The sequence below is a fragment of the Halomonas sp. IOP_6 genome, assembly GCF_021151565.1.
Taxonomy (GTDB): Bacteria; Pseudomonadota; Gammaproteobacteria; order Pseudomonadales; family Halomonadaceae; genus Vreelandella; species Vreelandella alkaliphila.
The window spans coordinates 86,445-98,742 of the sequence record NZ_JAIRBO010000002.1; the positions used below are offsets into that span (position 1 = coordinate 86,445).

A 12,298-nucleotide genomic window follows, 5' to 3' on the forward strand; every position below is an offset into this window, starting at 1 on the left:
CTAGCGCTCGCGGGAAAGTTTGGGGTTAAGCGCATCGTCTAGCCCTTCACCGACTAAGTTCAACGCCAGAACGGTGAGTAGAATCGCTACACCAGGGAAGAAGCTTAGCCACCAGGCTTGGCGAATAACCGTACGTGCCGCGCCAATCATGTAGCCCCAAGACATCACGTTAGGATCACCCAAGCCTAAAAACGACAGCGCCGATTCCAGCAAAATAGCGGTGGCGACCATTAATGAGGCCAGCACAATAATCGGCGACAGCGTGTTAGGCAGAATCTGGCGCAGGATAATGGTGCTGTTGGTTTGGCCGACTAAGCGAGCCGCTTCAACGTATTCACGGTGCCGCAACGACATAAACTCTGCCCTTACCAAACGGGCAACCGGGGGCCAACTGACCAGCGCAATCGCCAGCACAATGGAGGTGATGCTGGGTTGCATAATCGCTACCAGCACTATTGCCAGGGCAAAGTTGGGGATGGTTTGAAAGAACTCGGTAAAGCGCATAAGTACGTCGTCAATCAGGCCCCCGTAGTACCCCGCAATCGCCCCCAGTGGCACGCCAATCAGCAGGGCAACGCTAGTGGATACCAAACCAATCAGCAGCGATACCCAGGCACCATGCATTAACCCAGCGGCCACGTTGCGCCCCATGGTATCGGTGCCCAGCAGGAAACCTTCCTGGGATAGCGGCGGTAAAAAGGGCCGCTGAACCATGCGCCAGGGAGATTCAGGAAATAGCAGCGGCGCCAGAATCGCCATGACGATAATGAGCAGCAGAATAATCAGCCCTACCAGGGCACCACGGTTTTGCGCAAAGCGTGCGAAAAAGCTCATGAGGCCCCCTTGATGCGCGGATCAGCCAAGCGGTAAACCAAGTCGGTAATAATATTGAAGACAATCACTAACGCCGCCGAGAAGAAGAAAATACCCAGCAGCAGGTTGTAGTCACGCTGTTGTAGCGCTTCAAACATCAGCCGCCCGATACCCGGCCAGGCAAACACGGTTTCCGTCAAAATAGCGCCACCAACCATCTGCCCAGCCTGCAAGCCTGCCAGGGTGATGATCGGCAGTAAGGCATTGCGAAGAATGTGGCGGCGCTGAATGACGCTAGGTTTTAAACCCTTCGCACGGGCGGTTTTAACGAAGTCCTGCTGGGCTGCATCGAGCATCGAGGTGCGCGTCATGCGGGTATAAATCGCCATAAAAAATAGCGCCAGCGTGGTGGCAGGCAGTATTAAATGCGTGGCGACATCAAGCACAAGCGCGAAGCCAGTGTGGTCAGCGCCAACCGTGTAAAGACCGTAAGCGGGCAGCCAGCCGAGGTAGACGGAAAACACCACCACCGACATCAGCGCTACCCAAAACAGCGGTGTGGCATAAAACACCAGGGCTAGCGCCATAATCAGTGAGCCAGAGGGCTTTTTAACCCGCGCCGCCGCCATGGAACCTGCCACAATGCCGAGTACCAGCGAGAGCACAAACGCCGTACCGGTTAGCAGTAGCGTGGCGGGCAAACGATCCATAATCAGATCAAAGACGGGCACACCAAGCCGATAGGAGTAGCCAAAATCGAGCATGGCGATACCCGACACGTAGCGCCACAGCTGCACGTACATCGGCTGATCAAGTCCAAACCGCTCGCGCAGCTGGTTGAGAAACTCCTGATCCGCGGCACCCGCTTCGCCAGCCAGAATCGCGGCCGGGTCACCGGGGGCTAACTGAATCAGCAGGAAGTTAAAAATAACGATTAAAAACAGCACAATCACGGCTTTAAACAGCCGCATCAGAATGAGGCGCGCGTAAACCATAAGTCGTTTCCTGGCTAATACCTTCAAGACATAGCTAAAAAACCCAGGTAGCTCTCGCTACCTGGGTGGCTTGGGTTTAGCGATCTAGCCAAGCATCTTTAAAGCCGTCGTTGACACCCACGCCGGAAGTGACGAGGTTCTGCACATCACAGCGGTACAGGGTCGGGAAGCCCAGTTCCATCAGCCAGCCAACGGGCACATCTTCGTGCAGGATTTCCTGAACTTCACTGTAAAGCGCTTCGCGCTCTTCGTCGGGGAAAGCCGTAGCGGCCTCGTTGAATAGCTCGTCGACACGCTCGTTTTCGTAGCCTTCGACGTTATTCCAGGGCGAGCCTTTGGCAATATTGTCGGAAAGGTAGGTGCGTGAAATACCCAGCGCCGGGTCGCCGTACTGGTATAGGTAGGTAAAGGCGAGATCGTAATCCCAGTCGCCGAGACGCTGGTTCCAGCCGCCCACGTCGGTGGCTTGGGTGCTTACGTTAATACCCACTTCACGCAGATTCTGCTGTACGGCTTCAGCCCAACGGGTCCACGTTTCGCCGTAAGGAAGCGGCAGGATAGTAATCTCTTCGCCGTTGTAATCCATTTCTGCCAACAGCTCACGAGCGCGCTCTGGGTTGTGATCGTAGGGTTCTAAACCGTCATGTTGGAAGCGCGCGTTGGAGCCAAAGGCGGAGAGCGGCACATTGCCTAAGCCATTCCACAGCACATCTTTGGCAAACTCACGATCCATGGCATACATCACCGCTTGGCGGAATCGTTTGTCGGCGGTGGGGCCTTCACGGTTGTTCATCCACAGCATGGCGAAGGGACTGAAATATTCGTGGCCTTCTTCTGTCATACAGACGTTATCCATAGCGGATAAACGCGGGATATCGAAGTTCTCAACGGTGCCGCTTGGCAGTACATCGATGGTGCCATTCTCAAAGGCAACTGCACGGGAGCCACCGTCTGGGATGATGTGCCAGTTGACGCCATCCAGATAGGGGAGCCCGTCTTCGTAGTAGTCATCGTTTTTAACCAGCTCGATAACGGTGCCGCGTTCCCAGTTAGCAAACTTGAAAGGGCCTGTGCCAATCGGGTGATCGTTGTGTTCGTTGTTGCGGAAGTCGGTGTCCGCATACAGGTGTTCAGGCACCATGGTGAAGGTGCCTGCCTCAAAGGAGATCAGGAATGGGCCGAAGGGGTCGGTTAAGGTAAATACCACCGTGTGGTCATCCGTTGCTTCGATGCTTTCCACATGCTGTAAAACGGCCCGCGCACTGGGGTTCAGTTCGCGGTGGAAAACATCGGCAGAAAATACCACGTCGTCAGCGGTGAAGGGCTCGCCGTCGTGCCAGGTAACATCTTCCCTTAGGTGAAAAGTATAGGTGCGGCCATCGTCGCTGACGTCCCATGATTCAGCCAACTGCGGCATGGGTTCCAGATCCGTGGTGTAGCGCAGCAACCCTTCATAGATATTGCCTGCCACGGTGCGTGTAGGCGCGTTTTGCACCATTCCCAGCACTAAGCCTGGCGGTTCTGGTTGAATAATAGTGTTAATCGTACCACCTTGTTTCGGGTCGTCTGCCAGGGCGGCCGACGAAAAAGCGAGTGCTGCAGCGGAAATTGCCAAAGCCAAAGGTGTTCTCATTTTGTTTCTGCTCCTCGGTTACTAGGCCAAAGCCTGTCACGTAATGGATTTACGTTATTGTTAGGCGAGCGAGGCGTGATACAAAACAGCCCAGTTGTTGTTATGGATTGTGGTTATAGATCGTTATATGAGGCCTTTTTGAACATAGCATTGGTTTGTAAAACTGTCGACAGTCGTCAATCGGCCGTCGACAGAATGTTTTTTTGCGTCATACTAAAAGTACGTAATACCTAATAAGAGTAAACTCTATGGCCTCTTCCCCAGTGGCTCCTGGCGGCTTTATTCAACAGCAAAACCTTGTTGAACAGGTGGCCGACTATTTGACGCAAGCGATTATCCAGCAACACTTTTTGCCCGGTGAGCGGCTTTCAGAAGTGCAGCTTTCTCGAGATTTAGGCGTCAGCCGCGCGCCGGTTCGCGAAGCTGCTCGCTTACTGGAAAGTCGTGGGCTTTTAATCTCAAAACCAAGACGCGGCTTTTTTGTTAGGGCGTTGAATGCCGTTGAATTAGAGGATGTCTTCGATTTGCGGCTATGTCTTGAGCGCCATGCTATCCAGCGCTTATCGGAGCGCTACAGCAGCGACGCTGAGCGCGCGCTAAAACAGCAGGTAGAGGTTTTATGCGAAGCGACCGCCAGCAATGATGGAACACGCCGCATTGAAGAAGACCTGCAGTTTCACCGCTTGATGATTCATTACGCGGGCAATGAGCGGTTGCTGCGGGCATTTGATGGCTTAACTCACGAACTTCGTCTGTGCATTACGCTGATTACCAAAACCCACGAAGCCCCCGATACCATTGCCACCAGCCACTTTAAGCTGCTAGATGCATTGGGTAGCAGCAGTTCCGAGGCTTGCCGTGAGGCCATTGATTACCATATAGGCGTTGCTAGGGATTTTGTGGTGAGCAGCGTGGGAGAGTGACTAAGAGAGCGCATGAAGGAGTGAGAGGTAGGAATACAAATGGTGTTAGCAGTCGATCTAAATGTGCATTGTCATTAGATAAATCAATAGTTCACACCTGAACAGATGTCGCCTTGCTCTAGGTCTGGCAAGATAGCGTTTTCGGACGTTTGACGATCAAGGACACGGCATGGCGCATTTGCTACGCATCGTTATGATTCACGGCCACTTGTCAGGGGTGGTTGAACTCAATGTGGATGGCCACACCAATATTTGCGGCACCAACGCGTCAGGCAAAACCACGCTTCAGCGGTTAGTGCCGGTGTTTTACGGCGAGCTGCCCAATAAGGTGGTGCCGAAAACCCGCATGAAGTTTGATGCCTTCTATTTGCCCACTCGTCAAAGCTATCTCGTTTACGAATATCGCCGCGAAGCAGGCAATGTTTGCCAAGTAGTGCTGACGCGCAAGCAAGAAGGCGGCGTGGAGTACCGTTTTGTCGGTGCCCCTTATCGGCCAGAAGACTATCTGATCGAAACTGAAAAAGGCCCCTTGGCACTGGAGTACCCACAGTGGTCTAGCGGATTGCGCCGCAGCGGGATTGCTGTCTCTTCTAAGTTGGGAGCTACCTCCGAGTTCCGCTCGGTGATCCAAAACGACTTTACCCAGCTGCACGGTAATAGTCGCGATGGCCTAAAGCTGCGCCAAATCGCGGCGCAGTTTAGCCTGGTTAACCCTGAACGGCGTATCCGTCATATCGAAAAACTGGTCTCTGCTGTGCATGCGAAAGAGGGCAAGATGGATACCCTCAAAACCATGCTGGCGGCAATTTTCGAAGAGGATGGAGTCGAGCTGCCGGTCACCCGTATTCGCAGTGCCAAAGCGCGGGAGTGGATTGCCCAGATGCGTCAGTCCATGCGCCTGGAGCCGCTGCAAGCCTCGCTGACTAAGCTTGGTGGCATCGATCGCGAATTGGCCCAGTTAGAGACCACGCTTTGGCAGTTGAAACCCCAGCTAAGCGCCGATCATCAACAGGCAGAACAGCGCATTGCGGACCTAGATGGTGAGTTAAACCGCCACCAGCGCGAATTCCAACAGCGTGAAAATGCCTACACTCAGCAGCGTGATGAGCTGAACGACCGCCACAGTGAAGTCGCGAGCGACTTGCAGCACACTCAACGCCGCCTGAATGATCTGCAAACCCAGTTTGAGCACTACGCTGATGCCGACATGACCGGTCTTGAGCGAGACATCAACGCCTTACCCCAGTGGCGTGAACAGCGTGATCAGCTTCAGCAGCACCTGCAAGTTATGCAAGATGCGGTAAAAGAGAGTCAGGCGCGCTTAGATGGTCGGTTGCGCGAGCTTTCTGAAGCACTTGCCCGGCAAACCCAAGAAAACCAGGAATTGATAGATGCCCTGGTCGAGGAAAAAGCGCAACGCCGAGAGCAGCAGTGGCAAGCCGAACAGCAGCATAACGAGCGCTATCAGCAAGAGCGCCAGCGGCTAGAAGGTGAGTATCAAGCGCAGTTAGAGCTGGGTGTTGAGCAGCTTGCCGAACTAAAAGCGCAGCTGGCGATGCCCACCCAAACTGCTGAAGAAGCCCAGGAAGCCGAGCTTGCCCAAGCGCGTTTAGACCAAACACAGCAGGAACGCAGCGCCGCCGCTGCAACCTTGGAAGCACTGCGCCGCGAGCTTGAAAGCCACAAACGTGAACGCGATGCCGCCGAGCAGCAACTGGTGCAGTGTCGTCAGCAGCGTGAGCGGGCCGAACAGCACTGCTATGCGCTCTATCAACAGCGCGACCCTGAACAAGGCAGCCTGCGCCACTTCTTGCGTTACCACCGCCCCGGCTGGGAGCAGCAACTCGGTAAGGTTATTGCGCCAGAACTGCTTGAACGCCGAGACCTCGCCCCGCAGCTTGCTGAAGGAGCCAGCGACGACCTGTTCGGGTTAGCGCTGGACCTAAGCGCCATTGCACTGCCGGATTACGCCCAGGATGAAGCCAGTTTGCTGGCGGCGATTGAAGAGGCAGATGGCGCTAAACAGCGCGCCCAAGCCGAGTGTGCCGCTGCCGAAAAAGCTCTAAAGCAGCACAACGAACGGGTGCAACAGGCCGACGAGGCCCAAGATCAGGCGCGCATGGGGTATCAGCGGGCCGAACAGGAAGTGGAGTATGCCCTTGAGGCTCGCCGCCAGCAGCAAGAGCGGCATACCAAGCGCCAGCAGGCTCGCCGAGCGGAGCACCAAGCGGCGTTGGCTCGTCAGGAGCAGTCTCAGGCCGAACTGCGCGAAGAGAAACGCCAGGCGCTTGCCGAGCTTGCCGAAACCCATCAGGGCCAGTTGCTGGAGTTAAAAGCCGACGCGCAAAGCCAGCTGGATAGCCTGGATGCGCAGCTACGCCAGTACAAGCAGCAGCTCAACGACGCCAACGCTGAGCATCAGCGCCAGCGTAGTGAGCTGGAAGCCGCCTTCAGCCAGGAGCTTGCCGAGCAGGGCGTGGACCCCGCGCAGCTTCAGGAAACGAAGAAACGCTTAGAGCAGCAGAGTGAACGCATTCGTAAAATCGCCGCTCGCCAGGAAGAACTAACCGAGTATCAACGCTTTATGCGCGTGGAGTGGAGCCAGCACAAGCCCCAGCTAGTGGCTCAGGAAGCGGAACTGGTTCAGCTTGATCAACAGTTGAAGCGCGAAAAAGCGCGCCTCAAAAATGACTTCCATGCCGCACGTGAAGCGCATCAAGCAGCGGTTAATGAACTAAAAATTCAGCGCGCAAATGCCCACGGCAGCGTAGAAGCCCTTAAGCCGCTGCTGACCCAGTTAGAAAGTTTGGACATCGTTGCAGAGGGGTCGCCCTTAGCGGAGGCCGTGGGTGATATGGAGGAGCGCATAGAGCGTGCGCGCCAAGCGTTAACCAGCCGCCATCAGCAGCTTGAGCAGCTGCGCCGGGGCTGCCTGGAGGTAGAAAGCCAACTGATTAAAGATGCCAGTAGCGGCTTTGCCGATGCACTGCAAAGTGAACGCGAGAAGCTACCAAACGACAGCCCGCGACTAGTGTTGCCGCTGCTGCGCGACATGCTAAAACTATTGGAAGATCAACAGCAGCAGCTGATTCAGGAAGGGCGCAATTTAAGCGATGACCTGGATAAATTCTTTATTGTCTTCCGAGACTTAAATCGCCGTATCAGTGCGCAAAGCCGTCGGCTTTCCGACGAAGTGGCGGATGACCTGCGCTTAGAAGGCATCAGCAAAGCGGAAGTGCGCATTCAATCGACGATCGATGAGCTGGGTTTCTGGGAGCCTTTAAAGCTGTTTGCCCAGCGCTACAAAGCGTGGCGGGAATCTGGCCAGATGCTGCCCAGCGACGATTACCTTAATGCGCTGGCCGATGTGGTCGATTTGCTGCGCAGTGACCAGCAGTACAGCTTTGAAAGCCTGCTGCGCCTTGAACTGCACCTAAACGAAGGCGGCACTGACCTGGTGATCAAAAACGACCGCCAGTTGTTGGAGTCTTCCAGCCATGGCATGGCCTACCTGATTTTGTGTAAGTTTCTGCTGGCGTTTACGCGGCTGCTACGGGGGGATGCGCAAATCGCTATTCATTGGCCGATTGATGAAATCGGCACGCTGGCCTATCACAATGTCGAAAAGTTGTTCGACGCTTGTGACAGCAACCGTATCCACATTGTCGGTGCCTTCCCCAACCCGGAATCGGATGTGCTGCTGCTGTTTGCTAATCGCTACCTGATTGAGCGGGACCCTAACCAGCCCAACCAGCGCCTGCTAAAACGTATTGAGCCGCGCCTTAGCCCGCTTGCACAGCGGATTAAGGAGCGTCAGCAAGAGGTGACCGCATGATCGAACACGGCCCGCTACTGGAACGCTTGCTTGCTGGCGAGTTTGTCTGCGCCGTCAGTGATGAAAATGCCTTCCGCCACCTGACAAATGACGAGACCCGCGACGCGATTGATGACTACCTGCGCCCGCTCAACCGCAGGCTGGCGAGCAATGATGAAGGCAGTGTCTACTTTTTAGCTTGGCGACAGCTTAATGAAGCTGCTCGGGAGCAGCTATCGCGCCAGCTGAGTGACACGGTCAACAGTCTGTTACCACTGCTGGAATGGCTGCAGCTGGTTCAAGAGGCGCTAGGCCGCGACACCTTGGCGGCCCCAGGCGATGTGCTCAAGCCCGCTGAGTTCAGCGCTAAGTGCGAAGACAACCAAAGCCTGCGTGAGCGTTTGGAACGGCTAGCCACAGACAGCTTCTTTGGTTCCCAGAGCGACCAGTTGGATGCCCAAGTAAAGCAGTTATTTAAACGCTTGAAAGAGCATGGTTACTTGCTGCAGCCCCACACTGAGCGTCAGGTGTTTGTGGTCACCGGTAAAATTGATTACCTGATCGAGGTGGTGCGCTTTATCCGCGATGAGGAAAACTTGCCCATCGATGCGGAGCGGGAAGAGGGTGCCCAGGAGGCGCTGCTGTGAGCGAACTGGAAAGTCGCCTGCTCAAAACCGGCGCTGAACGGCTGGCGCTGTTGGGCAAGCATGCCGAACGGCTGATGCAGGGCTACACTCATGATGACGTGCCGCTAGACGGACTCAACGACAGTGCGCTGCGCAAGCTGTTGGCCGCTCGGGTGTTATGGCGGCCAGATGAACAGAGCGGCGTAAAGCTCTCTCCTAAAGTGCGCGACCTGATCGCTGAAATGCTGGCCGATGAAACCCGCCGCCATGTAAATGCCGATGTTGCGGAAACCCTTGAGCTGGTGCGTTCGTTGGTGCACAGCTACCGCGAAGCCCGCAGCCGAGGTGAGCATTGGCGACAGGAGCAGCAACTGCTGCGCCTGCGTCAGGAAATTGACGATCTAAACGGCCGCTTTGCCGATGCTATTGATAGTCTTTGGCAGCGGCTCAATAGCGATTTCGGCTTTGTTAGCCAGTTGAGCGATAAGATCCGCGAGAACGACCGCGCCCAGAAGCAGATTGTTAGGTTGTTGGATGGCCTTGCACTGATCGACTTCGACGAGCTGATTGCGTTAGTAGGCAGCGATGGCAGCCTGCGTAAGCTTCTCATCAGCCAGCTACAGCAGCGCTTAAGCCACCATTACACCAGCCTGCGGGAAGTGCAGCGGCGGTTAATTGAGCTAATGGCACGCTTTCGCAAACAGCAGGCACGCAGCCGCCTGATCAGCGGCATGGTCGCGTTTATGCGCGAACACCCAGGCTTTGTGCCGAGTAATTACGCCAAACGCAGCGATGTACCAGCGTTATTCAACCATGCTGCGCCGTTAAATGCCGCCGCTGCGCCAGCGTTAGATCGCGCGCTGGAAAGCCGCGTGCTGGCAGAACTGTTGCATGAATTGCCAACCCCACGCCATGCCGCGCAAACCGTTGAGTCGGCCGTGCCTGCGTTCACGCCGGAAGATAACCTCGCCGCTGCGCGCCAGCAGGCGCTTAAACAAGATGTGGAACGCTTTTATCTTGCGGTGTTAGATCAGCCCCCCGCCGAGCCGATTAGCGCGCTTGCTTATCTGTATGACAGCCAGCTCGATTGGCCCGATGAAATTTGGCTGTTTCAGGTTATCTCCGAATACCAGGGCTTGCCGCGTAGCGAGCAGCAGGCGTTTCGCCTACACCAAGACGAATCACCGGCCAGTCCATTTAACGATCTGCGCCTGATTCATGACGTTGCACTGGCGGTGGCAGTATGACGTTATCAGGCCGCGCCCGTGCCGGGCTTAACAGTGTTGTTCGAGAGCTTAACCGCCAGCCCGTGGTAGAAAAATCCCGAGGTAAATGGGTCGAAGATGTAGTGGCATGGTGCCATCAGCAAGATATTGATCTAACCATGCGGATTTCCAACCAAGCGCTGCGCTTTGACGCCACGCTCATGGCGCAAATCAACAGCATGTTGGAGAGTGATCGTTTGGCACCGCTAGGGCGCTCGTTAAGTGGTTTAAGTAGTGCCGCTCAAGCAGCAGAAGGAGTTGAGGAGGATAAAAGCCGCCGCGAAGGCCCTCGTGCAAAACGCGTGCTGATCAACTTGCCGCCGCAGCCCTCTGCATGGCTTGCTCCAGAGCCGCGCAGCATACGCGATGTTGATGTAAGCGGCTTGAAGCTGGCGGTGTTTGGCGCGCTCGTTCAGGTGGAAAACCTGGATAGCTTCTACGCGTTTTCGCCAGAGGTAGCAGCGCTTAGCGGCTACGCTAACCCGCTGGTGGTCTATCGTGGCGACAGCCACTACGGCGGCGGCTTTGCCGAACTGACAAAAGCATGGCGCAAAACCAATCGGCCACACCTCTACGCCGGTGACTTCGACGCCAAAGGCGTGACCCTAGCCCTAGACAGCGGCGCCACGCACCTGCTACTACCTGACATCGAATGGCTCACCCAGCACGTCACGCCCCTGCACCAACCCGCTGAACAGCTGCCATTCCAACGCCGCCTACGCCAACGGAACGTTACGCTGCCCAGCCACCACCCCCTACGCCCGTACTTAGCCCTGCTGGAAAAGCAGCGCGGGCTAAAACAGCAATGGTTCGGAGGGGAGCTGGTGTGTATATCACTCAGTTAAAAACTGCCTTAGGGCTGCCACTCAACCCCGCTATTTTACGCTTTCCCTTACTTGGCCGTTAACGAGTTCGCAAATACGCGACGTTTGGATAGTTTGCCAACATTGGCTTTTCCCTAAAGGGAATTAATGGGGTAGATTCAGGTGAGGGCGACAACAACCATTTTTAAGCAAAGCGTATCGCGTAGGCGAGCTTTTTTATAAATTTCAATGTATGGCAGGTAGATGGTTTGGCTGCTGGTTGTTAGGAAAATACGCATGCGCATTAATAAACTGTTAGACGAGTAGGTATATGTCACTCATCATTTCCGCTTTTGCACTCCTAATATCGTTGGGAAGCTTCTGGGTCAGCTTTGACTCAGCCCGACTGGCCAGGAGAACTGCTGCTGCAGAGAAAAGGACGCATGTCAGGACTATTCTTTCCGGCGTTCTTTTTGAGGTGCGTGAGCTTCACCAAGTTGTAACAATGGCCATCAATTACGAAGGTGAAGAGTACCGATTCCCTGATGGTTTAGACAAAATAGAGCAGGAGTTGGCGCGGTATGCGGCAGTTATCCCTGGCAGGCTAAAGTGGCTGAGCGATGATAGCCCCGATGACCCGGTAAAGCTTGAGGAGTATCGGTCTCATGCCCTAGAGCTAGAATCTCGAATGACGAAGGTCCGGCCTATGATTCAGGAATTAAAAGTTGAAGTCATACCGGGCAAGTCGTCTAACAAATCGCTCAATTCGTCGCCGCAAAACGGCGCGAATTAGCGCAGCGTTAAGTTTTTTGCTCCATCCTCGCAGACTATGATGTAATACGTTGTAGTCGCCAAATTTGAGGGTATCGTCATGAGCGTCACCACAGTCCGCCTTCAAGCAGACGTTGAACAACACCTGGAAGCAATCGCTAGCAGGTTACACCGGAGCAAAGGCTGGGTGATCAACCAGGCATTGTCGGAATACATAGCAAAGCAGCAGCTTGAGCAAGAGCGGTGGAAACAAACGTTAGAGGCAATGGAGTCTGCTGCCCAAGGCAAGGTTGTTGATGCCAGCGAGGTTCACAGCTGGCTTAATAGCTGGGGAACCGAAAACGAGCAGGATGCGCCAGGGTCAGGTAAGTGAAACTGGTTTACACGGCCGAAGCCATTGACGATTTGAAACGCCTCCGAGAGTTCATTGCGGATCACAACCCGTCTGCGGCGGCCAGGATTGCCGCCGAGCTTGTTGGCAAAATCGAATTACTTCCAGGCTTCCCCAATATGGGCGCACCGGTTGAAATGGCACCGGTGCCTGACTCTGTTCGAGATATGGTTTTCGGAAAATACGTCGTTCGATATTCAGTCCATGCCACTGCCATCATTGTTCTCCGGGTATGGCATGGTCTTGAAGGTGAACGGTAGTCAT

The 12,298-nt window shown here is 55.0% G+C and carries 11 protein-coding genes; 8 read left to right on the forward strand and 3 right to left on the reverse strand.

The window, feature by feature from the left end; translation table 11 throughout:
* From K7H08_RS04000 to K7H08_RS04010, 3 genes are all read right to left on the reverse strand, one after another.
* Nucleotides 1-834 (reverse strand): ABC transporter permease, encoded by an 834-nt coding sequence (locus K7H08_RS04000; protein WP_193085579.1) that lies wholly within the window; start codon nt 832-834, stop codon nt 1-3.
* Entirely contained in the window at nt 831-1,808 is a 978-nt protein-coding gene (locus K7H08_RS04005; RefSeq protein ID WP_089039115.1) for an ABC transporter permease, read from the reverse strand. The genes K7H08_RS04000 and K7H08_RS04005 overlap by 4 nt, the downstream gene beginning before the upstream one ends.
* Before the next feature lie 76 nt (nt 1,809-1,884).
* On the reverse strand, nt 1,885-3,441 hold the full coding sequence (locus K7H08_RS04010; protein WP_231657268.1) for an ABC transporter substrate-binding protein: 1,557 nt from the start codon (nt 3,439-3,441) through the stop codon (nt 1,885-1,887).
* Between the two features lie 248 nt (nt 3,442-3,689).
* Here K7H08_RS04010 and K7H08_RS04015 point away from each other — a divergent pair, with 248 nt between their 5' ends.
* From K7H08_RS04015 to K7H08_RS04050, 8 genes are all read left to right on the forward strand, one after another.
* Nucleotides 3,690-4,364 carry a GntR family transcriptional regulator gene (locus tag K7H08_RS04015; RefSeq protein ID WP_231657269.1) on the forward strand — a complete coding sequence of 225 codons (675 nt, stop codon included), beginning with the start codon at nt 3,690-3,692 and terminating at the stop codon, nt 4,362-4,364.
* Nucleotides 4,365-4,533: 169 nt separating this feature from the next.
* A complete protein-coding gene (locus tag K7H08_RS04020; protein WP_231657270.1) occupies nt 4,534-8,199 on the forward strand; it encodes an ATP-binding protein in 3,666 nt (1,221 codons plus the stop codon).
* Nucleotides 8,196-8,825: a condensin complex protein MksE gene (locus K7H08_RS04025; protein WP_231657271.1), complete on the forward strand. Its 630-nt coding sequence runs from the start codon at nt 8,196-8,198 to the stop codon at nt 8,823-8,825. Before K7H08_RS04020 ends, K7H08_RS04025 begins: the two co-directional genes overlap by 4 nt.
* Nucleotides 8,822-10,051: a hypothetical protein gene (locus K7H08_RS04030; RefSeq protein ID WP_231657272.1), complete on the forward strand. Its 1,230-nt coding sequence runs from the start codon at nt 8,822-8,824 to the stop codon at nt 10,049-10,051. Before K7H08_RS04025 ends, K7H08_RS04030 begins: the two co-directional genes overlap by 4 nt.
* Entirely contained in the window at nt 10,048-10,914 is an 867-nt protein-coding gene (locus K7H08_RS04035; RefSeq protein WP_231657273.1) for a DUF7281 domain-containing protein, read from the forward strand. The genes K7H08_RS04030 and K7H08_RS04035 overlap by 4 nt, the downstream gene beginning before the upstream one ends.
* Nucleotides 10,915-11,203: 289 nt before the next feature.
* Complete coding sequence (locus K7H08_RS04040; RefSeq protein ID WP_198348607.1) at nt 11,204-11,665, forward strand: hypothetical protein; 462 nt, start codon at nt 11,204-11,206, stop codon at nt 11,663-11,665.
* A 78-nt stretch (nt 11,666-11,743) separates the two neighbouring features.
* A complete protein-coding gene (locus K7H08_RS04045; RefSeq protein ID WP_009722154.1) occupies nt 11,744-12,016 on the forward strand; it encodes a CopG family ribbon-helix-helix protein in 273 nt (90 codons plus the stop codon).
* The gene (locus K7H08_RS04050) at nt 12,013-12,294 is read left to right on the forward strand and encodes a type II toxin-antitoxin system RelE/ParE family toxin (protein ID WP_095602676.1); all 282 of its coding nucleotides are present in this window, start codon (nt 12,013-12,015) and stop codon (nt 12,292-12,294) included. The genes K7H08_RS04045 and K7H08_RS04050 overlap by 4 nt, the downstream gene beginning before the upstream one ends.
* Nucleotides 12,295-12,298 lie beyond the last annotated feature (4 nt).